This window comes from Alphaproteobacteria bacterium, assembly GCA_015231795.1.
Lineage (GTDB): Bacteria > Pseudomonadota > Alphaproteobacteria > Rhodospirillales > WMHbin7 > WMHbin7.
Genome location: JADGAX010000002.1, coordinates 252,446 through 274,968, shown reverse-complemented (window position 1 = coordinate 274,968; position 22,523 = coordinate 252,446). Strand labels below are relative to the sequence as shown.

Here is a 22,523-nt window from a genome sequence, read left to right as displayed (position 1 = left end):
CCTTAGCCGAAGAAAGATCCGTACAGGAACAGGCCGATCAGCCCCGCCATGTAAATGGCGGCGCCCACCCCCAGCACGAACAGGAAATTGCCGAAGGTCAGGATCGGATGTTCGTCGCGATCGACCTGTCGGCGGTCGGGGGCGCGCTTTTCGGTGCCGCAGACGACGGTGACGTAGATGCGCCGATGCGGCAGGGGAAGCGTAAAGCGGATATTGACGGGATGGCTGTTCTGCCACGACGAACGGTTCTGGCCGTCATTCGGGGCCGACGGTTCGCTCGAGCCTTGAAAATAGCCTTCGCCCAATTCTGCCGAGCCGTTTGCCATGGCTCCATCTCCCTATCGGAACCTATTTATATTCAAACACTAGGCGATTAAGCTCGGATTGCCTAGATGATTCATCACAGGCTTTCGGCGGGGTGTGGACATGACCAGGCAGGAATGGAAAAAGGCGGCGCAAAAGCTGCTGTCGCGGCGTCTCGGGCAGGCTGCCGCCAAGTTAGCGGGGGATTATCTGGATGGTCTGGCCGATTCCGACCGCCTGACGCCCGCCCTTGAAGCCAAGCTGATCGCCTCGCTTTATGAAACCGCGCACAAGCCCCTGCCGGTCGGCGGCATGGTGCGCATCTTTCAGGAACCGGGCGGCATGACCGGCATCGAGATCGTCCATCCCGACATGCCGTTCCTGCTGGCTTCGGTGTCGATGGCGCTTGGCGCCAGAGAGATCGACATCAAACGGGTGGCGCATCCGGTGGTGAAGGTTCGCCGCGATGGCCGGGGGCGCGTTAAAACCTTGCACGACCTTGAAGCGCCGGGCGAATCTTGGATGCAATTCATCTTGCGCGACCCTCTGGCCGAAGCCGCCCAGGCATCGATTGCTGAAGAGCTGGGCGGCGTATTGCGGCAGGTCGGCCAAGTGGTGGGCGACTGGTTCGCCATGCGCCAGAAAGTGTTTGGCGCGGCCGCCAGGCAATCGGATCCCGAGGCCAAGACCTTTCTGGAATGGATCGAAGGTGGCCATTTCACGTTGATGGGCTATGGCCGCTTCGCAAAGCGCCAGGGCCGCCTTGTGCCGTCCGGCAGGGGTTTGGGCCTGCTGGCAAGGGGTGCGGGCGGGCATTTCGATACCCAGGCCCTGGCGGCGGGGGCGGACCGGCATTGGCTGTTCATCACCAAGGCCAACCGCAAATCAATCGTGCATCGCCCGGCCCTGCTGGATCTGATCGGGGTTCCGGCGGGCGAGGGCAAGTTGGACGTGTTCCTGGGCCTTCTGACCGCCGACGCCTATGCCGGTGAAGTGGCGTCGCTGCCCTGGGCCAGACGCAAGGTCAAGGAGGTGCAGGACCATTTCGCCTTCGATCCCTTCAGCCACAACGGCCGCTTGCTGAACAATATTCTTGAAACCCTGCCGCGCGACGCCTTGTTTCAGTCCGACACGAACAGTCTGATCCGCCTGACCCAGGGCGTGCTGGATTTGCAAACCCGCGCCCGCGTGGCCTTGTTTTTGCTGCAAGACGATTTCAACCGCTTCGTCCAAGCCCTCGTCTATGTGCCCCGCGAGGGCTATGACACGCATTTGCGCTTGACGCTGCAGGCCTTGATCGAGGAAGCGGCCAAGGGCCAGGTTATCGGCCAGACGGTGCTGGTGAACGATTCTCCCCTGGCCCGTTTGCATCTGGTGGTGACTAGGCCGCCTGGCAGCCCTGCCATCGACGAGCGGCAGTTGGAAGCGCGCTTGGCCCGTGCGGCCAGGGGCTGGAACGAGGAATTGTCCGAGCATTTGTTGTCGGCGCTGGGCGACAAGGAAGGGCGGCGACGTTATCTGGGTTACGCCAAGGCCTTCCCCGCCGCCTATCGCGAAGCGGTCGCGGCCGAGACAGCACTTGCCGACATCGACCGCGCCGAAGCCTTGCTGCAAGGGGCCGACATCGTGGCGGCCTTGGAAGAACAGGGTGGGCGCAGCTTGTTCAAGCTGGCCCGCCTGCAGACCATGGTTCCCTTGTCGCTGGTATTGCCCCGGCTTGAAAATTTGGGCTTCACGGTCTTGAGCGAAACGCCGTTCCGCCTGAAACCCACCGATGGCCCGGATGTTTGGCTGCATGTTTTCGAGGTGGAGCGCCAGCACGCGCCCGATCCCGTGCTGGCCGCCCATGTCGCCCAAGGATTCCTGGCCGTCTGGCGCGGCGAGACCGATGACGATTCCTTCAACCGGCTGATCGGTGCGGCGGGCCTTGATTGGCGTCAGGCGGGGTTGCTGCGCGCCCTGTCCCGCTATCTGACCCAGGTGGGCAGTCCGGTCAGTCTGGCCTATATGGCCGGCACGCTGGAGGCGCATCCCAAGGCGGCGTCCGATCTGGTGGCTTTGTTCCAAGCGCGTCTTCAGCCTGGGCAAAAGCCGCAAGACGCGGCCCAGATCGCCAAACGATTGGCGGATTATCTGGATGGCGTGGCCAATGCCAGCGAAGACCGCGTTCTGCGCCGCCTGCTCAATCTGATCGAGGCCATTCTGCGCACCAATTATTTCAAGAGCTCCTCCGTTCTGGCTTTCAAGATACGCAGTCATTTGGTCGAGGGCCTGCCCGATCCCAAGCCCTGGGCGGAAATTTGGGTCCACAGTCCAAGGGTCGAGGGCATTCATCTGCGCGGCGGCAAGGTGGCCAGGGGCGGCATTCGCTGGTCGGATCGGCCCGAGGATTTCCGCACCGAAATTCTGGGCCTGATGAAAGCGCAGACGGTGAAGAATACGGTGATCGTGCCGGTGGGGGCCAAGGGAGGTTTTGTCTTGCGCCAAGCCCCCAAACTGGGCGGGCGGGACGCGATGCAGGCCGAGGGCATCGCCTGCTACAAGCTGTTCATCGGATCGTTGCTGGAGCTTACCGACAATCTGGTTGCTGGCCGCTGCGTGCCTCCCCAGGGCATCTTGCGCCTGGACCAGGACGATCCCTATCTGGTGGTGGCCGCCGACAAAGGCACGGCCAGCTTTTCCGACATCGCCAACGCCATTTCGCAAGAGCAGGGCTTCTGGCTGGGCGACGCCTTCGCCTCGGGTGGATCGAAAGGCTACGACCACAAGGGGATGGGCATCACCGCAAGGGGCGCTTGGATCTCGGTGAAGCGCCATTTCTGTGAAATGGGAACCGATCCCGAGCAAGACGTCATCCGCGTGATCGGCGTCGGCGACATGTCGGGCGACGTCTTTGGCAACGGCCTTTTGCGCTCGAAAACCATCAAGCTGGTGGGCGCCTTCGATCATCGGCACATCTTTCTCGATCCCGATCCCGACACAGAAAAGTCCTTCAAGGAAAGAAGCCGATTGTTCGCTCTGGCGCGTTCCAGCTGGGCCGATTACGACGCCAAGCTGATCTCGCAGGGCGGCGGCGTCTTTGAAAGAACGGCCAAATCGGTCAAGCTGACGCCAGAGATTCAAGAGATGCTGGGGGTAAGGGCCGCAAGCCTAGCGCCTGCCGATCTGGTGAAGGCGTTGCTGAGGGCGAAGGCCGATCTTCTTTGGTTCGGCGGCATCGGCACATATGTGAAGGCGGGGGTTGAGAACAATGCCGAGGTCGGCGACCGTGCCAATGACGCGGTGCGCGTCGATGCCGAAGAATTGCAGGTGAAGGTGATCGGCGAAGGGGCCAATCTGGGCGTTACCCAGGCGGGGCGCGTGGCCTTCGCGCTTCTGGGCGGGCGGCTTAATACCGACGCCATCGACAATTCGGCGGGCGTGGACACGTCGGATCACGAGGTCAATATCAAGATTTTGCTCGATGCCTGCGTCGCCCAGCGAAAACTGACCCCTGCCCGGCGCGACCGGATGCTTCAAGAGATGACGAATGGCGTGGCCGAACTGGTGCTGCGCGACAATCGCTTGCAAACCCTGTCCCTGTCCTTGTCGGAAGATCAGGGGCTTGACTTGTTGGATGCGCAGATCCGCCTGATTCGCCATCTGGAAAAACAGGGGATTCTCAGCCGCAAGTTGGCGGGCTTGCCCGATGAGGAAGACTTTTCGGAGCGCCAAGCCAAGGGCCAGGGATTGACCCGCCCCGAGCTGGCCGAGCTGTTGGCGCATGGTAAGATCTGGTTGAAGAACGAGGTTCTGATGAGCGGCCTGCCCGACGATCCGGCGTTGGAGGGCGAGCTGCTGGGCTGTTTTCCGCCGCAGGTGGCGCGCCGTTTCCCCGAGGCCGTCTTCAAGCATCCGTTAAGGCGGGAAATTCTGGCTACCCACGTCGTCAATTCGCTGGTCAACCGGTTGGGTCCCACCTTCGCGGTTCAACTGATGGAGCGCACGGGCGCATCGCCCATTGAAGCTGCCACCGCCTATCTGGTGGTGCGCGACAGTTTCGGGTTGCGGGATTTGTGGGACGAGGTGATCGGCTCGGGCGCCATTCCGGCGCGCGCGCAATATGCGCTGCTGGCCGAGATCAACCGGCTGGCCGAGCGGGTGGCGGCAGGTGTCTTGCGCGCCCAGGAAAAATTGGACTTGGCCGCTTGCGTCAAGCGCCTCGGCGGCATGGCGCGCGAATTGATGCCGCTTCTGCCCAGTCTGCTCGATGACGAGGCGAAAAAGCCGATGGATGAGCGGGTGAAAAGTTTCGTAGCCTTGGGAGCGCCACTGGGCTTGGCCTCGAAAGTCGCCAATCTGATTTTGATGGCGGCGGTGTCCGATGTCGCGGCCGCCGCCGACGTCTCAAGAAAGAAGCCGGACCAAGTAGCCAAGGCCTATTTCGGCGTCGGCGCCAGATTCTCGCTGGGCGGCTTTAAGCGCGCCGCCGAGATTCTGACCGGTGGCAGCCACTGGCAGCGTCTGGCGCGCTTCGCGGTGATCGAAGAGCTGCATCAATGCCAGCGCGACCTGACGGTGCGCGTGCTGAAGGCGGGCGGCCTTGACGCTTGGCTGAAGTCGCATCAGGCGCAAACCGCCCGAATCGATTCCCTGACCAGCGAAGTGAAGGCCCAGGAACCGATCGAACTGGCTGCCTTGGCCCTGGTGGCCAGACAGCTCAGGACGGCGCTGGAAAGCTAACCCAGCTTGACCGCCGTGCCGTTGACGCTGACCATGAGCAGGGTTTTCGAATCCCCGCCGATGGCCTGATAATCAAGATCGACGCCGACCACGGCGTCGGCGCCCAGAGCCTTGGCTTCCTCGGTCATTTCCGCCAGAGCCGTATCCTTGGCCTTGCGCAATTCGTTTTCGTAAGCCCCCGAGCGCCCGCCCACGATGTCGCGGATGCCCGCGAACAGGTCCTTGAACAAGTTGGTGCCCTGAACCGCCTCGCCGGTTACCAGTCCAAGATAGGCGGTGACCTTCTTGCCTTCGATTGAATCCGTGGTGGTGACGATCATGGGACGTTTCTCCGTTAATGCCTAAAGTGGCGCATGCCGGTCATGACCATGGCCAGGCCCTTTTCGTCGGCGGCCTTGATCACTTCGTCGTCGCGCATCGAGCCGCCCGGCTGAATGACCGCCGTAGCACCCGCCTCGGCGGCGGCCAGCAAGCCGTCGGCGAAGGGGAAGAAGGCGTCGGACGCCACCACCGAACCCTTGGCCAGCGGTTCGGCGACACCTGCCGACTTGGCCGCTTCGGCTGATTTCCAGGCGGCGATTCTGGCCGAATCGACGCGGCTCATCTGGCCCGCGCCAATGCCCACCGTGCTGCCGTTCTTGCAATAGACGATGGCGTTCGACTTCACATGCTTGCAGACGCGGAAGGCGAACAACAGGTCTTCCATTTCCTGGGCAGTAGGCGCGCGCTTGGTCACCACCTTAAGATCGGCGGGCATGACGCGCCCGGCGTCACGGCTTTGCAAAAGGTAGCCGCCCGCCAGCGATTTCAGCGTCATGCCCAAAGCCTTGGGGTCGGCCATGGCGCCGGTGACCAGCAAGCGCAGATTCTTCTTGGCGGCGAAGGCGGCGATGGCCGCTTCGTCGGCTTCGGGGGCGATCACCACTTCGGTGAACAGCTTGGCGATTTCCTCAGCGGTGGGTCCGTCGAGCGGGCGGTTGACGGCCACGATGCCGCCGAACGCGCTGGTCGGATCGCAAATCAGGGCCTTTTTATAGGCTTCCAGCAGATTGCCGCCCAGGGCGACGCCACAGGGATTGGCGTGTTTGATGATGGCGACGGCGGGACCGTCGAATTCGCTGACCAGCTCGAAGGCGGCGTCGGTGTCGTTCAGATTGTTGTAGGACAATTCCTTGCCCTGCAGTTGCTTGGCGGTAGCGACGCCGGGCCGGGCCTGCGCATTGACGTAGAAGGCGGCGTCCTGATGCGGATTCTCGCCGTAGCGCAGCGTTTGCTTCAGTTCCCCGGCTACGACCATGCGTGTCGGGAAAGTGTCGCCCAACTGGCCTGCGAACCATTGCGAGATGGCGGCATCGTAGGCGCCGGTGCGGGCGAAGGCCTTGGCGGCCAATTTGCGGCGCAGTTCATGCGTAGTGGCGCCCTGATTGGCGGTCATCGCTTCCTTGACGGCGTCGTAATCAGAAGCATCGACCACCACCGTCACCGCTTCGTGGTTTTTGGAGGCCGAGCGGATCATGGCCGGGCCGCCGATGTCGATATTCTCGATGCAGGTTTCGAAATCGGCGCCCTTGGCCACCGTGGCTTCGAACGGATAAAGATTAACGACCAGCAGATCGATGTTGGTGATGTTGTGCTTGGCCATCTCGCCTTCATGGGTGGCGTTGCCGCGAATGCCCAGAAGGCCGCCATGCACCATGGGATGCAGGGTTTTAACGCGACCATCCAGCATTTCGGGAAAGCCGGTATGTTCCGACACGTCCTTGACGGGAACGCCAGCCTCGCGCAGCGCCTTGGCCGTGCCGCCGGTGGACAGGATCTCCACCTTGCTTGCGGCCAGAAATTTTCCGAACTCGATCAGGCCGGTCTTGTCGGAAACGCTAAGCAGGGCGCGGCGGATGGGGGTGGCGGTCACGGCAAGGTCTCCTTGGAATGATGGTCGGGTTCTCTGTATTCTGGAACGAGCGAAATGACAAGCTGGCGCGCCTTCTCGTCATCGCCTTTTTGGCAGGCGGATTCAAGCAAGGAAAGCGATTCCTCCAACTGATCGGCGTCGGTATGGCGCGGGTCGGCGACCAGAATGCCCGCCTGTTCGGTGGGCAGCGTCGGCTCGGCCTCGTGCAGCACCTCTTCATACAGCTTTTCGCCCGGGCGCAGGCCGGTGATTCTGATCTCGACATCCTTGTCCGGACGTTTTCCGGCCAAGCGGATCATCTGGCGGGCCAGATCGATGATTTTCACCGGCTCGCCCATGTCGAGCACGAAAATGCGTCCGCGATAGGAATCGTGCGCCGCCCCCAGGGCCGAGGCCATCAAGATCAGCTCCACCGCTTCCCGGATGGTCATGAAAAAGCGCGTGACGTCTGGATGCGTTACGGTCAAGGGGCCGCCCTTGGCAAGCTGGCGCTGGAACAAAGGCACCACCGAGCCGGTCGATCCCAGCACATTGCCAAAGCGCACCGTCACGAAACGGGTGGCCGGGCCGTTGTGGCGATGCGCCAGGTCGAGTGCTTGGCAATAGCTTTCCGCCAAGCGCTTGGTGGCTCCCATGATGTTGGTTGGATTGACCGCCTTGTCGGTCGAGATGGTCACCATCACCTGAACGCTCGCCAGACGACAGGCCTGGGCCATGTTCCGGGTGCCGATGGCGTTGGTGAACGCGCCTTCGGAAGGATTGGCCTCGACCATCGGCACATGTTTCAGGGCGGCAGCGTGAAAAACCAGATCGGGCCTGACGGCCAGGAAGATCGATTGCAGGCGCTGGCTGTCTCGCACATCGGCGATCAAAGCGCTGCGGGGCAGGCTGGGCCAGCTTTCGCCCAGTTCAAGATCGATGGCGTACAGGTTGAATTCGGAATTATCGAGCAGAATAATTGTTGCGGGCGACAGGCCGGCGATTTGGCGCACCAGTTCCTGGCCGATCGAGCCGCCTGACCCGGTCACCAGCACGCGCTTATTGGCGATCAGGCCTTGCATGGCGGCGCGATCCAGCACCGCTTGCGGGCGGCCCAGCAGATCTTCCAGCGCCACGGGCTGCAATTCGATGCGGTCCTGGGCGCCGTCCTTGAAGTCGGTCAGCCTGGGCAGACGGGCCAGCGCCATGCCCAGCTGTTCGCTGGTCTCCAGAAGTTGGCGCAGTACGGGCGGCTCAAGATCGTCCTTGGTCAGGATCAACCGCTGCGGCTTCGTGCCCTGCCCCGTCAGGCGCTGGCTGATCAGCGCCAGCTCTTCCAATGATCCCAGCACCTCGATGCCGTGAATGGCGCGCCCGATCCGAGTGCCGGACAGCGACACGATGCCCAGCACCTGATATTCGGCGCCCTCGCCCCGGCTCATGGCGCGGATGAACAGCTCGGCCTCGTCGCCAGCCCCCAGCAGCAACACGGGAACCTTGCGCGCGCCGTCCCTGGCCTGTTCCATCTTCAGGCTGATATGGCGGTCCTTCAGCAGGCGGTAGAAAAAGCGCGGCCCGCCCAGCAGGGCCATCAAGGTGAACCAGTTGATGAAAACGATCGAGCGCGGCAGGCCCTCCAGACGCGACACCAGAAACAGAAGCGGCAGGAAGATCAGAACGCTCAGCGTGGCCGCCTTGGCGATGGCGATCAGATCATTGAGCGAGGCATAGCGCCAGACGCCGCCATAAAGACGCATCGACCAAAAGACGACGGCGGCCACGCCCGCGAACATGGCGATGCCGTTCCATAGATAGGCCCGCTCCCAGACCTCGTCGCCCAGTCGCAGATACAGAGCCAGAAAAAAGGACAGCCCCGCCATGACGATGTCATGCAGATAGACGAAATGTCCGCGGTTGAGGGCAAAGGCTTTCATGGGCGGCGCATTGTGGCGGCTTGGTTGCTTGGTTACAAGTCCTGGGTGAAGGCCTTGGCCATGCGGGCCATTTCCTGGGCGGGATCGAAGGCCGGGGTCCAGCCCAGGGTCTGGCGCAGATGCGAGTCATCGATTTCCAGCGATCCCAGGACTCGCTCGGCCAGATCGCGCTTGCCAAGCAGGCGCGCCCCCCAAGTCAGCAAGCCCACAGGGACGAAAAGCAGGCGGGCAGGGCGATCCAGCGCCTGAGCCAATTGACGGATCAGGCCGGGGGTGGAAACATCTAAGTCTTTGACCAAAAATGATTTACCTGCGGCGGCGGGGTGGATCAGCAGCAAAGCCAGGGCATGCGCCAGATTGCTGGCGGAAACTAGGCTGCGCCGATTGTCGACCCCACCAAAGGGCAGGGGCACCCCCTTCATGATCAGCCGCATTAGGGATTCCAGATTGGCTGTCGCCCCAGCCCCGTAAACCAGGGGCGGGCGCAAGATCGCCGTTTCAAGCCCAGGCAAAGCCAGAAGTGCTTGTTCCGCCTGCCATTTCGAATGGGCGTAGGGGTCCTGCGGGTTGGGCGGGTCTTGATCGGCAAAGGGATGATCTGGCGGATTGTGCTCGCCCATCACCTTGGCGGTGCTGACGAAAACGAAGCGCTTCACCCCGGCTTCGGCTGCTTGTCGGGCCAGGGTCAGGGTGCCGTCAAGGTTGGCTTTGCGATGCGCTTCCCAGGCTAATTCAGGCGATTCGCCCATCTGATGCACGCGGGCGGCGCTGTGGATGACATAGGAAGCCCCGGCCAGCGCGGCCCGCCAGTCGGCGTCTGGTGAAAGATCGGGGGCGATTCTGGCCTCGCAGCCCTCGGGAACCGGGCGGCCCGGTCGAACGGCGGCCAGAACGGGCCAGCCATTTTCCCGCAAATGGCGGCAAACTGCGCGGCCCACAAAGCCGTTGGCGCCGGTGACGAGAACGGCTCCCTTGCTCATGGGCGTTTCCGGCCCAACAGGGCCAGCAGCAGGCCGACGACCAGCAGACCGGCCACCAGTGCGGGCACGGGCTTTTCAAGGCTGAGCAAGGCTAGGCCGATCAGCAGAAAATTGGCCAAGCCGATCCAACTGGCGACCCGCGCATGGCTGTTTCCGGCCTGAACGGCCTGCTGATAAAAATGGCTGCGATGGGCCTGCCAGATTTTTTCGCGCCGAAGGGCGCGCTTGAATAGGGTGATGGTGGCGTCGGCCAAATAATAAGCGGGCAGAAGAAGGGCGGGCGCCCACAGACCTAGGGCCGCCAGGGTCAACAGCAGCCAGCCCAACAAAAATCCCAGGGGAACGCTGCCCACATCGCCCAGGAAGATCTTGGCGGGGTGCCAGTTCCAGACCAAAAAGCCCAAGGCGACGGCAACCAGGACCAGGGCCAAATCATACAGGTCGGGATGCAGGGCGCACATCTCGACCAGCAGGGCGACGCCTGTGCCGATGGCGATGGTTTCGACGCCCGAAATGCCGTCGATGCCGTCCATGAAATTGAATAGATTGACGAACCACAGCCAAGCTAGGCCTGCCAGGGTGCGGTCCAGCCACCAGGGCAGCCCGTCTTGAAAGACCGGACCGGCGGGCAAAGCCAGCAGCCCAATACCCACGGCCACGGCCTGAACCGCCAGACGGATCAGGGGGGAAAGTCCCTTGCGATCATCGATCCAAGACAGGCCCATCAGCAGCAAGGCGGCTGGAATCACGATCCATAGTTCCTGGGGAGCGCCCAGTTGCAGGCCCAGCATCGACCAGACCGCCAGCACCACGGCCATCACCGCCAGCCCGCCGCCCCTGGGTGTCGGCACGCTGTGGCTGGACCTTTCGTTGGGCAGATCAAGGATGGCCTTGCGGATCAGCCAGCGCTGCAAAAGCCGCACGCAGGCGGCGCTGGCCAGGAAAACGGCCAGAGGCAAGATGCTATGGGAGAGAATGCTTGCGATCATGCCGCATCCTGCGCTTGCAGGGCCGCGATGGCGATCCAGACCGAACCCACCCACCAATTCTGGAACAGGCCATAGCTGGACAGCATGGGGGCCATGGCCGCCATGAACAAAGCCGCCGATCCCGCCCGCTGCCAGGGATCGGCCTTGCGAAGTCCGCCCCTCCAGGCCAAGGCAAGGAGCAATCCGCCCAGGACGGCCCCGACCGCGCCCAGTTCCAACCACAGTTGGATAACCCCGTTATGGGTGTGCAAGGGGATGGGTTCCATCAAGGGCCGGTAGGTCGCGCCATCGGGAAAAGGGTCGAAATCGTAATGGCGCATCGGTTCGCGCCCGCCGATCTCGCGGGCGGCGTCAAAGCCCAGACCGGCCAGGGGTTTTTCTCGAATGCGTTCGGCGGCGTATTCCCAAATGATAAAGCGGGCCAGCAGCGATTTGGACGTGTCGGGAAACTGCCGCGCGATCTCGCGCGCCGTCAGCATGTTTCCATGCAAGAGCGGCGGCAGGGCGAAAAGCAGGCCCAGGCCGAGAAGCCCGGCCCACAGCAGGGGCTTGGGCCGCCAAAAAGCCAGCGGAGCGGCGGCGGCCATGCCGATCACGCACAAAAGAGACGTCTCGGAATGGTGCAGCAGGATCAGAAGAAGGGCCAAACAGGCCAGAGGCAGGGAGGTCTTTAATCCCCATTCGCGCCTAGCCGCCAGGAAGGCCGGCGGCAGCAGCAAAGCCAGCAGAACAGCTCGGTTTTTGGTGTCGTGGCTGAAATCGAAGTCGTCTTGGGGGAACATGCCGCGCAAGGCGTAAGAGGCGCGCGTCACCGGCATGCCCGAAGCCAAGTCGAAGGCGATCAGCAGGGCGATGGCCGCATAGGCAACAACGAAGGTCCTACAAAACAGGCGGGATTGATCCGCAGTCATCCCGCCCGCCAGGGAAACCAGCAAAAGACCGGCCAACATCAGCAGGCCCAGCCGCAGGGCGCCAAAGCCGTTGGCCACTGGGTCAAAAGCCCATAAGGCGCTGGCCAAGGCCCATAGGCACAGCCCTGTCATCAGCCACAAATAGGGCGCTTCCAAACGCAGCCTTTGACGCTGGGGCCAAAGATGCAAGGCCAGCGCGGCAAGGCCCAGCAGGGAAAAAAGCGGGGCGACGCCCCTGGCCATGTGCAGGGCGATGAGAACCGGCAAGGCGGACAGCAGGCCGAACAAAGCGGCGCCCCAGCGGTTCATGCGCAAGCGCCCAGCCAACTGGACAAGACCGAGACGATGCGCGTGGCGGCCTGTCCATCCCATAGGTCGGGCACGCGGCCCCGTTTGCCGCCCTTTTGCATAACGTCATGGAAGGCGGCAAGAATGCGATCAGGATCGTTGCCGACCAGCGTATTGGTGCCTTCGGTGATGGTGACGGGGCGCTCGGTATTCTCGCGCAGGGTCAGGCAGGCCACGCCCAGCGCCGTGCTTTCTTCCTGCAGCCCACCCGAATCGGTCAGGACCAAGCGTGATTCCCTCAGCAGGCCAAGCAGGTTGAGATAACCCAGGGGCGGCAGGAAGCGGATATGCCCATTTCCCTCAAGAAGCCCCAACCGTTCCGCCTGCGCCTTCGTGCGCGGGTGAATGGGAAAAACCAAGGGCAGGCTCTGGGAAATTTCCGCCAGGGTCTTGAACAGACGGGCCAGAATGATGGGGTCATCGACATTCGAGGGGCGGTGCAGCGTGACCAGCCCGAAGCCCTGGGGTGCAAAGCCGTTCAGGGTTTCCTGGGCGGGCACGGCGCGCTTCAGATTCCACAGCAGGCTGTCGATCATGACATTGCCCACGAAGTGAACCCGCTTGGGATCGATCCCCTCGCGTGTCAGATTGGTCAGGGCGTCTTTCTCGGTGGTGAAGAGAAGGTCGCAGATCTGGTCGGTCAGCACCCGGTTGATCTCTTCGGGCATGGCGCGGTCGTAGCTGCGCAGCCCCGCCTCGACATGAACGACGGGGATGGCCTTCTTTACGGCGACCAGGGCGCAGGCCAGGGTCGAATTGACGTCTCCCACCACCAGTACGCAATCGGGGCGGTTGGCGTCCAGCACGGGTTCGAACCGCATCATGACGTCTGCCGTCTGCTGGGCGTGGCTGCCTGACCCCACGCCCAGATTGGCCTCGGGTTCCGGTATTTTAAGGTCGGCGAAGAAATCGTCGTTCATCGCCTTGTCGTAATGCTGGCCGGTATGCACAAGGCGGCCTGTCAGGGCGCCATCGCCCATCGCGGCCAAGATGGGGGCGACTTTCATGTAGTTGGGACGGGCGCCCACCACGCACAGGACCGATTTTCTGATCATGGGTTTGCAATACCCCAATTCGAGGGGTCTCGACAACAGCGCCTTTCTCGGGCCACAATCACTAACAGAAATGAGCGCCATGACCCAAGTTCCGCCGTCACCCCTGCTGTCCATCGTCGTGCCCTTTTACAACGAAGGGCCGAATGTCGAGGCTTTGTTCGCAAAACTAACGGCCATGCTGGACCGGCTGGGCATGGCCTGGGAGGTGGTTTGCGTCAATGATGGGTCCAGGGACGACACTTTGGCCCGGCTTCTAGCGGCGCACAAGGCCGATGGACGCATCAAGGTGGTGGACCTGTCGCGCAATTTCGGCAAGGAGCTGGCTCTGTCTTGTGGGCTGGCGCACACCAAAGGCGACGCGGTCATTCCCATGGATGCCGATTTGCAGCATCCGCCGGAAGCGATTCTTCAGATGTTGGAGAAGTGGCGCGAGGGCTTTGACGTGGTCTATGCCGTGCGTCACGCCAGGGTGGGGCAGAGCCTGGCGTCGCGCCTGTTCGCCAGGGTCTTCTATTGGGTCTTCGAAAACCTGGCCGAAGTGCCCCTGCCCCGCGAGGCGGGCGATTTTCGCCTGATGGACCGCAAGGTGGTGGACGTCATCAACCGCATGCCCGAACGCTCGCGCTTCATGAAGGGCATTTTCGCCTGGGTCGGCTTTCGCCAGACCGGCATTCCCTACGAGCAAGGCGAAAGGATGGCGGGCGGCACCAAATGGGGGTTCCTGAAACTGTTTAGCTTTGCGCTGGATGGGCTGACCTCGTTTTCAACCTTCCCCTTGCGCGTCTGGAGCTATGTCGGCGGCGCCATCGCCGCCCTGGCCTTCATATACATCGTGTTTCGCGTGATCAGGACGCTGCTGTTCGGAGTGGACATTCCCGGCTACGAATCGATTCTGATCATCATGCTGTTTTTGGGCGGCATGCAGCTTTTGACGCTGGGCATCCTGGGCGACTATATCGGGCGTGTTTTCAATGAAGTGAAGGGCCGCCCTCTTTGGATCGTGCGCTCGACGCACGGGATCGAGAAATGAAGTAAGGATCTTAAGAAATGAATGAGCGTATAGAATTTATCGATTTGAATGCCCAGCGCAACCGTATAGCGGGACGCATTGAAAGCGCCATAATGCGCGTGCTCGAGCATGGCCAGTTCATCATGGGACCCGAGGTCAAACAGTTCGAAAAAGAACTGGCGGCCTACGCCGGCGTCCAGCATGCGGTAACTTGCGCCAACGGCACCGATGCCCTGGTGCTGGCTCTGATGGCCCTGGGGATTGGTCCGGGCGATGCCGTGCTGGTACCATCATTTACGTTCGTAGCAACGGCAGAGGCTCCGGTTCTCGTTGGGGCGACGCCCGTTCTGGTCGATGTTGACCCCCAGACCTTTAACATCGATCCCGGCAGCCTGGAGCGGTCCATTGCTTTTGCCCGCAAGTTCAGCCTGAAGCCGCGCGCCATCATTCCCGTTGATCTATTTGGCTTGCCCGCCGACTATGCCGCCATCGCGGCGCTGGCGGAACGTGAGGGCATGACGATCCTATCAGACGCCGCTCAAAGCTTCGGAGGCATGCAGCATGGCAAACGTGTCGGCGGCCTAGCTCCGATAACGACGACGAGTTTTTTCCCCGCCAAACCCTTGGGATGCTATGGGGACGGCGGCGCCATCCTGACCGACGACGATGCGCTCGCCGAGATTTTGCGCTCGCTGCGCGTTCATGGAAAGGGCCGTGACAAATACGACAATGTTCGCATCGGCCAGAACAGCCGCCTCGACACGCTGCAGGCGGCCATCCTGATTGAGAAATTGGCCATTCTGGAAGATGAAATGGCACGCCGTCAGATCGTCGCCGAGCGATACGTCCGCAAGTTGGCAGGCGTTGTCGAAACGCAAGCCATACCGTCTGGCCACCAGTCAGCTTGGGCGCAATATACCATCAAACATCCTGATCGTGACCGTTTGGCCAAAAGCCTGAAGGAATCAGGCATTCCGACGGCGATTTATTATCCAACGCCGCTGCATCTGCAAACGGCGTATCGGAACTTTCCGGCTGATCCGGCGGGATTAAGGGTTTGCGAGAAACTGTCCGCCGAGGTTCTTAGTCTGCCGATGCATCCCTACCTGGATGAAATGGTTCAAGACAGGATTGTCGCGGCAATTCGGTCCTCGGTCTGACCCTTCCCATGTGCCCTAACGGGTCGGCGCCTGCGCCAGCAAGACATGGAGCTTAGCCGCCAGCGCTTCGCCCATGCGCTCAATTGTAAAACGACGCTTCACGATTTCCCTGGCCGTCGTGCCCAATCTTGAAACCAAACCTGGATCGGCCTGCAACCGACGCACCGCCTGGGCCAGGGCCTGGGCATCGCCCGGCGGGACCAGCAGGCAGGTCTCCCCGTCCTTAAGAAGTTCATTGTCCCAAAGCCCGGCGATTCTGGACAAAATCACGGCCTTGCCCATGCTCATGGCTTGTAAACAGGCGCTTTGCCCCGACGGCTGGATAGTGTCCTTGATGGGGATAATGACGAAACGAGACCTGTGATAAAGGTCGCGTATCCCGCAATCGGAAATGGGTCTTTCATTCCAATCGCCAGCCAGCACACGAACGGCTCCTTGCGCCGGCGGAACCTGACGGCGGGTCACAATCGTCAGCGGAAGCAGATCCGGCATCCAGGCGGACGACAAGCAAGCCCAATCGCGATGCGGGTCGTTGCCAATAGCGAGAGCGCCGTCGTCTTCGCTGCCTTCCTCCTGCGGCGAAGACCAAAAATCGACGTCCGTTCCAAAGGGCAGATACGAGACATCAGAAAAGGGATCTAGCCTTGCTTTAAGCCAATCGGCTTCCGCCTTGGAAATCGGAGCCAAAGACAACTCGCGCAGCCAGCGCCCCAACAAGCGGCGGCGCAGGGGGTTGACCTTCAAAGGCCAGACGCCCATTGGCAGAAGCAAAACGGGAGGGGCCAACAGTCCCCGCCACTTCAAGAAACCGAGCGCCAAGCCATGCGCGTTCGTCGTAGCCACGATGGCTTGCGCCGCGTTTAGTTTCGACAAGGTCTCCTTTGTCGAAAGGCGGGCCAAGGTGGCGGCGTTCAATGCCGCCAGCGGATCCAGCAAGCGGGTGGCCAGCCGCTCTAGAGCAGATCGTCTGAAATCGAAGCCGATAAACGGCTTTGATTGAAGGCGTGAATCTGCACTAGAAATTTGTGTTAGCGAACGATTCACGTTTAATTCCGCGTCACCGGGGTGACCCGGAGTTAAACGATCATGCGCTAGCGCGCCGCCCAAGGACGGCAAGGGTAGATCATCCTCTTCCAGCAATTCGGCTTCGATGCCGAGCCTTGCCATTTCGGTGAAGCCATAAAAAAATTCGCGCGGGCCGTTCTCGGCCAATCTAGCCTTGCGCCCCGACTTGAACAGGAAGAGGACCGGACCGTTATTCATTTCTTAGCGTTCCAGCAAGCCGCGATAGGCGCGGTCGTAAAGCTGTTCCGCGACGATGTCCCACGCGAAGCGGCGGATGTCCAATAGCCCTCGCTCGACATGGCGGCTGGCAAGTTCCGGTTGGGAAAGAAGGGCCGCTGCCCGATCTGCAAGCAACCCAGCGTCTGGTTTGTCAACCAAGAAGCCGTTGACGCCGTCCTCAACGACGTCCTGCGCCATGCCAACGCGCGTCGTCACCAGAGGGACGCCAGACGCCAAACTTTCCAGCACCGCCTTGGGTCCGCCCTCCTCTCGCGAAGCGACGATATAGAGGTCGAGCGCTCGGAAGGCATCCGCAACCATGTCCGCTTGCGGCAGATTGTGATGGACGTAGGGAACGTTGATAGCCTCCAGCCCCCGCTTGACGTAGCCGCGAGCCGGGCCGGTCAGAAAAACGAAAACTGGAAAGTGCCGCGCAAGGCGACCGACGGTTTCGACGAAGAGATCTGGTCCCTTAATAAGCTTGGGCACCATGCCGTCGCCCCATCCCTCGCCATCCTTTTGGAAAGAGCCAATGCAAAGGCTCGCTTCTGGAATCCCGAAATTTGCGCGAAATTCGCGCCGCTCGTCGCTGGAAGGGGGACGAAATTTCTGAAAATCGACCCCTAATGGCACACGTACAAGCTTTTCTCGCGGAACGCCCCATTCCAGGAGGCGCGCTTCGATGCGGCTGGCGGCCGTGACGATTCGCTCAAGACGGTTTAGATGGTCGAGAAAGAAGGCGACGTGGCGCGCCATTTCCGGCCCGTCTTCGGGCTTGCCGTGAAAATAAGTGATCAGACAGCGCGTGTCCTTGTCTAGCGCGGGCGCCCAGGCTTGCCATATGAATTGCGAAGCGAAATGAGCGATGCGCCCGGTGGCTCGCTCAGGTCGATCCGTCACGACGACGGCGCCGGGATGGCGGCGCTCAATGGCGTTCTGATAGGCAATGGCGTCTTGCCGAATGACCCAGTCCGTCTTTTCGGCAATATAGTGAATAGGAGCCGCGTTAGGATGGTAGAGCCCCAACCGTCTGGCCCACGAATATCCGCCGGCCAGCGCACGGCGCGCTGCGGGTAAGGCGATCTGCTTCAGGCTGGGCATGACGTTCGGTTCTTAGAGGTTGAGCAACGGCAGAGGATAACGTATGAAAGCCTTATCGCAACCAGGGAAAGCGGCATGAGCGGCAAGGCTTTGATCTTTGGCGTTTCGGGGCAGGACGGAGCCTATCTGGCTCGCCATCTGCTTGACAAGGGCTACGAGGTTCACGGCACGTCCAGAGATGCCGAGTTGGCGACATTCGCCAATCTTTCCCGACTTGAAATCCGCCAGCATGTGCGCACGCTTTCCGCCGTGCCGACCGATTTTCGCAGCGTCATTCAGGCCATCACGCGCGTCGAACCCACGGAAATCTATAATCTGGCCGGGCAAAGCTCGGTTGGACTTTCTTTCGGCCAGCCTGCCGAGACGTTGGAAAGCCACGCCATCGGCACTCTCAACATCCTGGAGGCGATGCGCATGCTGGGGGGCGGCTTGCGCTTCTACAACGCCTGTTCATCGGAATGCTTCGGAAATACCGAGCATGGACCCGCCGACGAGGAAACGCCGTTTCGGCCCCGCAGTCCCTATGCGGTGGCAAAGGCGGCGGCCTTTTGGGAGGTGGCGAACTACCGTGAGGCATACGGGCTGTTCGCTTGCTCGGGCATTCTATTCAACCACGAATCTCCTTTGCGGCCAGCCCGCTTCGTGACCCGCAAGATCGTCGATTCCGCCGCGCGCATCGCCGCCGGTTCGCAAGAGAAGCTGAAACTGGGACGGCTGGACGTAAGGCGCGATTGGGGCTGGGGACCAGAATATGTCGAGGCGATGGTTGGCATGTTGGCTTTCGAGCGGCCTGAAGATTTCGTCATTGCCACCGGCGAAAGCCACACGCTGGAGGAATTCGTTGCCGAAGCCTTCCGTAGCGAAGGACTGGATTGGCACAACCACGTCGAAACGGATTCGTCTTTGTACAGGCCCAGCGACCTTGCCGTCAGCGTCGGCAATCCTTCCAAGGCCGGGCGGCTTCTGGGCTGGCAAGCAAAAATGCGGATGAAGGACATCATCAAGACGATGATCGAAGCCGCGATGGAAAAGCCAGAGTGAGCCGACGGTCTGACAACGGCGCGTGGGGGGCGGCGGTCGTTTCCTGCTTGCTGCTGTGCTTGCCATTTGTCGCCCACTACGCCTCTAAGGGGACAACAACCCTATTGCTGGCGGGCGCCGCCTTGGCCGCGCTCGATCCGCGTCTGCGAGCGAATGCGCGCCATATGGAGTGGCCGTGGCTGGCGAGTGTCTTTGCGCCATTGCTCGTCTGGGGCCTGACGACGTCGCTGTGGTCGGTTGCGCCCGCGCACTCGGCTTTGCTGGCGCCACGGCTGGCCGTTCTGTTGACGGCGGGCTATTTCCTGTCCGAATTGATCACGCTCCTCCCGTCCGACCGGCTCCACCGGCTTATCAGACTGGCGGCTGGCAGCGGCATAGCTCTTTTGGTTCTGGTTGGCCTAGATATCGTGACTGACCTGTCGATCATGACTTGGCTTAAAGGCCTGAAGCGCGGGCCGGGCAGCAACGACTACATCACCTATATCAACAACGGCGTCGCCTTGCTGGCCTTGTTTTCGTGGCCCATCGCATTTTGCCTGTTTAAGACGGCAGGGCGCGCGTCAGCCCTGGCGTTTATGTGTTTGGCGATATTGGCGGTTTGGGGCGGCAACGCGTTGACGCCTCTGATTGGTATGGTCCTCGCCGCCCTTGGCTTCGGCGTGGCCCTGTTGTTCGGGCGTTGGATGCTGCGACTGGCTTATGGCGGCCTAGCCGCGTATTTTCTCGCCACGCCCTTTATTATACATTTTTTCATAGCCCCCAATATGTTGGTCTTGCGACATGAAGTAAAATCCTGGTCGCTGGGGCATCGATTTGAAATCTGGCGATTTGGCGTTGCGCGATTCTTGGAGAAACCGTTCTTCGGCTGGGGGTTGGACGCATCGCGAGAGATACCTGGTGGGCGCGAGAACATCCCCGACACGATTGCCGAGTTTATGCCGCTGCACCCCCACAGCAGCGCGCTTCAGATCTGGCTTGAATTAGGAGTGGTGGGCGCCGTTCTCTACTTGACCGCCCTGCTTTTTGTTGGCCGCAGGCTTGAGCGTGTGATGAGCGACCGCGTGGCGGGCGCTTTCGCCGTAGCGACGTTCATGGGTTATGCGGTGCAGGCGCAACTTAGCTTTGGAACCTGGCAGAACTGGTGGCTCTCCAGCGTCATGTTTGCGGTCTTGTTGTTCAGGATCGCGGTGAAGGGGTAAAGCCCGCTTGCTCGCGCTCCAGGACGATCTCTTGGCAGATTGAAAAGACATCGGGCGCCATTTTTCCAAGCCATCGATCCAGGGCAACCACCAGCTCAAGAACGATTGTCGGCAGCGGTATGTGCGGGGTCTTGTAATTGACGCCGCCCGAGTTGACGAAAAGAAACGATTCGGTATAGCGGTGATGGATGATCTTGAGCGAAGGCAGAGCCTCGGCGATTCGCTTGCGATCTGCGAACAACAAATCGCCAATTGCGTTGTTGCCGTCCCAGTTGCCGCCCTGTCTTGATTGGCAGCTGTTTGGTCCGAAGGGATCGACATTCCTATCAACATATTCGTGGCCGGTAATTTTAAGCAACATGCGAAGAAGCAGGCTGGCGTGAACTTCCATGATCAGCGCTTTTCCGCTGGGCTTTAGAACGCGCGCCATCTCGCGCAGGGCAAGAAGCGGGTGGCGCATGTGATGAAGCGCCGCAATGCAAACAACGGCGTCGAAAGAAGCGTCGGGAAAGGGCAGCGCCTGGCCATCCGCCAGGGCATCGATCCAGGGATTGGCTTCCACGTCGGTACAAATCAGATTGACGGCCGGCAGGTAACGCGTCGTTATGCCGATCCCGGCGCCAATTTCAAGGACGCGATCTCCGCTATTCACATATGCGCCTAGAAACTTATAACGCTCGCGCAGCAGAATCCCCAAATTCGATCCATCTCTGGTCAGGGCCAACCTTCGATTCTCCTGCGCCGGTCGTAGGCTCATGAAGCCTCAATTTTGTAGGGCGCCAAGCCTTCGCGTCCGCACTCTTGACGAACGATTTCAAAAACGAATTTTGAGTAATCATGGAAGGGCACCAACGGCGGCTGCATGCGCATGGACAGGACGGAGATCAGCACCACGACGGCCGTGCACATGACCATGGTGGCCAGCAGCAGGAACTGAAACAGGAATTGCGACGTCCAGCCAGGCACGAAAATATCGTTGGTGAAATGAATGATGACGCCCGCCATGGTCAGAAGAAGAAAAACGCCGACCAGCCCAGTGGCGAGAAGCATGATCCGCACGGCGATGACGTCGGCATGAATGCTGAATCCACTGAAGGCATGTATGATCAATCGGACGAGATTCATTTTGCCCTTTCCGAAAAGACGAATTCCCCGCGTTGTCGGTATTTTGGCGAAAGACAGTCCGGAACGCATGACGCTTACTGGAAAATGGTTCCAAAGTTCTGCCAAGTGCGCAATGCGTCTGATGGAATGCCAAGGAATAATGCAGAAGTTTCCCATCGAAATCGAATGGCCGGTCAAAAATTTGAACAGCCATTTATAGAGGACGTAGAAAAACTTAAAAACGCTGCTTTCAGACCGCTTCGTCCTTTCGGCAAATACGATTTTTGCGCCCTGGTGGTCTAGATATGCCTTAAGCAGAGCCGGCAAGTCTTCCGGCTTGTCCTCGTTGTCGGAGTCCATGACGACCAAAGCGTCAAACATCAAGTTTCTGGCGATATATCCAAGGCCAACCGCAAGGGCGCGCTGGTTGCCCTGATTGCTGCCCAGTTGAATTTCGTCGATGGCTTCGATGGCTTTGAAGTTTTCCGGGCGGATTTGTTCCTTGCCTTCGAAATGACGCGACGAATCATCGACGATCACAACATGCGCTTTATGGCCAAGTTGATGCAGAGTTGCGTCGATGACGGGCAATATATGGCCTACCGACATCCAGTCGTCGTAGGTTGCCATCAAGATGCCTAGTTTCCCCTGCGTTTCCAATGATCCGCCCCCCTCCTTCCTTCTTGCTATACATCAGTTGTCGGGTGACGCCAAGACATCATCAGATTCGCTCAAGCAACGCCAGAAGGCTTGTGCCACGCCGAAACGGCCGCCCCCCCGCCGGAGATACAAGCGAAGAAATTCGGCGCTGTTCGCTAGAAAATATGGCCGTCAAAAGCCTGTTGATCGGCCAGGGAGGCGTGGCAAGGTCCCGTCCCCCTCTACCATTGAAAACGCCAAACCACTTTCCGATCAAGCGAGCCATTCGGATAAGCGGGTAGAGCCTAGCGTTGAAGGGCGTTGCCGCAACCAATTTGAGTGGTTGATTCTTCCATAGCGCTGCCAGCGTCTCGGAATCGTAGCGGCGCAGATGCCTAGCAGCAACATCATGTTCGCTCCATAGCGACATGTCGGCGGGCACAGTGATCAATAGCCTTGAACCGGGCCGCATGACGATAGCGATCTGGTTCAAGAATCCACGATCATCTTCGATATGTTCAAGAACGTCCATCAATGTGTAAAGCGCGACGTTCGGCGCCAGCGCGGGCAATTCGCTCTCTAGTGGGCCGCAAACGAACCGGCAGTGAGGGTATTTGCCCCTTGCCATGGCGATGGCCTGTTGGGAGTGGTCGATGCCAATGCAGGCGAAGCGGGGCGAAAGATCGCTGACCGTTCCTCCAGTGCCGCAGCCCACATCGACGATCAAGTCGTCGCGATGCTGGCGCATGCAGAAATCAATCAAAGGGGTCAGGACTCGTCTTCGGCTGACGAACCACCAGTGGCGACCCTCCTCTTCATTGTGGTAGGCGTAAACTTGTTCTTCCATGTCGCG

General features: G+C 60.6%; 18 protein-coding genes. 5 read left to right on the top strand and 13 right to left on the bottom strand.

Annotated features, from left to right (window positions below):
- Nucleotides 1–2: 2 nt before the first annotated feature.
- Complete coding sequence (locus HQL44_05505) at nt 3–326, bottom strand: hypothetical protein (protein MBF0268027.1); 324 nt, start codon at nt 324–326, stop codon at nt 3–5.
- A gap of 100 nt (nt 327–426) precedes the next feature.
- On the opposite strand from HQL44_05505, the gene HQL44_05500 reads away from it, so the two are divergent.
- Nucleotides 427–5,025 (top strand): NAD-glutamate dehydrogenase, encoded by a 4,599-nt coding sequence (locus HQL44_05500; GenBank protein MBF0268026.1) that lies wholly within the window; start codon nt 427–429, stop codon nt 5,023–5,025.
- Here the strand turns inward: HQL44_05500 and HQL44_05495 are convergent.
- Genes HQL44_05495 through wecB form a run of 7 tightly spaced genes read right to left on the bottom strand, consistent with a single transcriptional unit; the run spans nt 5,022 to nt 13,133 of the window.
- Nucleotides 5,022–5,345 (bottom strand): YbjQ family protein, encoded by a 324-nt coding sequence (locus tag HQL44_05495; GenBank protein MBF0268025.1) that lies wholly within the window; start codon nt 5,343–5,345, stop codon nt 5,022–5,024. The genes HQL44_05500 and HQL44_05495 overlap by 4 nt on opposite strands.
- Before the next feature lie 14 nt (nt 5,346–5,359).
- Entirely contained in the window at nt 5,360–6,937 is a 1,578-nt protein-coding gene (purH, locus tag HQL44_05490) for a bifunctional phosphoribosylaminoimidazolecarboxamide formyltransferase/IMP cyclohydrolase (GenBank protein ID MBF0268024.1), read from the bottom strand.
- Entirely contained in the window at nt 6,934–8,850 is a 1,917-nt protein-coding gene (locus HQL44_05485) for a polysaccharide biosynthesis protein (GenBank protein ID MBF0268023.1), read from the bottom strand. The genes purH and HQL44_05485 overlap by 4 nt, the downstream gene beginning before the upstream one ends.
- Before the next feature lie 32 nt (nt 8,851–8,882).
- Entirely contained in the window at nt 8,883–9,830 is a 948-nt protein-coding gene (locus HQL44_05480; protein ID MBF0268022.1) for an NAD-dependent epimerase/dehydratase family protein, read from the bottom strand.
- Nucleotides 9,827–10,819 (bottom strand): glycosyltransferase family 4 protein, encoded by a 993-nt coding sequence (locus HQL44_05475; GenBank protein MBF0268021.1) that lies wholly within the window; start codon nt 10,817–10,819, stop codon nt 9,827–9,829. Before HQL44_05475 ends, HQL44_05480 begins: the two co-directional genes overlap by 4 nt.
- On the bottom strand, nt 10,816–12,039 hold the full coding sequence (locus tag HQL44_05470) for an O-antigen ligase family protein (GenBank protein MBF0268020.1): 1,224 nt from the start codon (nt 12,037–12,039) through the stop codon (nt 10,816–10,818). The genes HQL44_05475 and HQL44_05470 overlap by 4 nt, the downstream gene beginning before the upstream one ends.
- Nucleotides 12,036–13,133: a UDP-N-acetylglucosamine 2-epimerase (non-hydrolyzing) gene (wecB, locus tag HQL44_05465; protein ID MBF0268019.1), complete on the bottom strand. Its 1,098-nt coding sequence runs from the start codon at nt 13,131–13,133 to the stop codon at nt 12,036–12,038. Before wecB ends, HQL44_05470 begins: the two co-directional genes overlap by 4 nt.
- Before the next feature lie 70 nt (nt 13,134–13,203).
- Between wecB and HQL44_05460 the strand changes: the two genes are divergently transcribed.
- Together HQL44_05460 and HQL44_05455 are read left to right on the top strand one after the other, a co-directional pair.
- A complete protein-coding gene (locus tag HQL44_05460; protein MBF0268018.1) occupies nt 13,204–14,163 on the top strand; it encodes a glycosyltransferase family 2 protein in 960 nt (319 codons plus the stop codon).
- Between the two features lie 17 nt (nt 14,164–14,180).
- Nucleotides 14,181–15,302, top strand: a complete 1,122-nt coding sequence (locus HQL44_05455; protein MBF0268017.1) for a DegT/DnrJ/EryC1/StrS family aminotransferase — start codon at nt 14,181–14,183, stop codon at nt 15,300–15,302.
- A gap of 15 nt (nt 15,303–15,317) precedes the next feature.
- Here HQL44_05455 and HQL44_05450 read toward each other — a convergent pair whose 3' ends face one another.
- Both HQL44_05450 and HQL44_05445 read right to left on the bottom strand, forming a co-directional pair.
- Nucleotides 15,318–16,565: a glycosyltransferase family 4 protein gene (locus HQL44_05450; GenBank protein MBF0268016.1), complete on the bottom strand. Its 1,248-nt coding sequence runs from the start codon at nt 16,563–16,565 to the stop codon at nt 15,318–15,320.
- 3 nt (nt 16,566–16,568) lie between these two features.
- The gene (locus HQL44_05445) at nt 16,569–17,687 is read right to left on the bottom strand and encodes a glycosyltransferase family 4 protein (protein ID MBF0268015.1); all 1,119 of its coding nucleotides are present in this window, start codon (nt 17,685–17,687) and stop codon (nt 16,569–16,571) included.
- Nucleotides 17,688–17,762: 75 nt separating this feature from the next.
- Between HQL44_05445 and HQL44_05440 the strand changes: the two genes are divergently transcribed.
- Entirely contained in the window at nt 17,763–18,728 is a 966-nt protein-coding gene (locus HQL44_05440; protein ID MBF0268014.1) for a GDP-mannose 4,6-dehydratase, read from the top strand.
- 122 nt (nt 18,729–18,850) lie between these two features.
- On the top strand, nt 18,851–19,927 hold the full coding sequence (locus HQL44_05435) for an O-antigen ligase family protein (GenBank protein ID MBF0268013.1): 1,077 nt from the start codon (nt 18,851–18,853) through the stop codon (nt 19,925–19,927).
- Here HQL44_05435 and HQL44_05430 read toward each other — a convergent pair.
- The 3 genes from HQL44_05430 to HQL44_05420 form a co-directional block, all read right to left on the bottom strand.
- Complete coding sequence (locus HQL44_05430) at nt 19,905–20,684, bottom strand: class I SAM-dependent methyltransferase (protein ID MBF0268012.1); 780 nt, start codon at nt 20,682–20,684, stop codon at nt 19,905–19,907. The genes HQL44_05435 and HQL44_05430 overlap by 23 nt on opposite strands.
- Complete coding sequence (locus HQL44_05425; GenBank protein MBF0268011.1) at nt 20,681–21,661, bottom strand: glycosyltransferase; 981 nt, start codon at nt 21,659–21,661, stop codon at nt 20,681–20,683. The genes HQL44_05430 and HQL44_05425 overlap by 4 nt, the downstream gene beginning before the upstream one ends.
- A gap of 91 nt (nt 21,662–21,752) precedes the next feature.
- Nucleotides 21,753–22,517 (bottom strand): class I SAM-dependent methyltransferase, encoded by a 765-nt coding sequence (locus HQL44_05420; GenBank protein MBF0268010.1) that lies wholly within the window; start codon nt 22,515–22,517, stop codon nt 21,753–21,755.
- Nucleotides 22,518–22,523 lie beyond the last annotated feature (6 nt).